This window comes from Cryobacterium sp. MLB-32, from assembly GCF_000738085.1.
In the GTDB taxonomy this organism is placed as follows: Bacteria; Actinomycetota; Actinomycetes; order Actinomycetales; family Microbacteriaceae; genus Cryobacterium.
On the sequence record NZ_JPRS01000557.1, the window covers coordinates 1 to 581 of the forward strand.

Below are 581 nucleotides of genomic sequence, written 5' to 3' on the forward strand. Positions count from 1 at the left end.
GCTTCGAGTGTCGCTCGCGGCATCCGCCGACCGCTGGACAAAGATCGCCGCTGACCTCGTCGGTGTCACCGAGGAGACCACAACGGGGGTACACCGTCTGTATGAGCTCTTCGCCGATAAGTCCCTGCTTTTCCCTGCGATCAATGTGAACGACTCGGTCACCAAATCGAAGTTCGACAACAAGTACGGCATTCGCCACTCGCTGCCCGACGGCCTCAACCGCGCCACCGATGTGCTCATCGGGGGCAAAGTGGTTTTCGTCGCCGGCTATGGCGACGTGGGAAAGGGCGCGGCCGAGGCTTTGAAGGGTCAGGGCGCACGCGTGATCGTGAGCGAGATCGACCCGATCAACGCTCTGCAGGCGGCGATGGACGGGTTCCAGGTCGCGAAGCTTGAATCCGTCGTCGAGGAGGTCGACATCTTTGTCAGTGGCACAGGAAACTTCAATGTGATCCGCACGGAGCACATGCTGCGGATGAAGCACCTCGCGATCATCGCGAACGTGGGTCACTTCGACAACGAGATCGACATGGCCGCCCTAGAGGTGCTGCCGGGGGCGACCAAGGTACAGATCAAGCCGC

At 61.1% G+C, this 581-nt stretch carries 1 protein-coding gene; it reads left to right on the forward strand.

What is annotated here, in order from left to right:
• Positions 1–581 (forward strand): adenosylhomocysteinase (locus JF66_RS19935; RefSeq protein WP_035880628.1); only part of this gene is annotated, 581 nt, incomplete at both ends.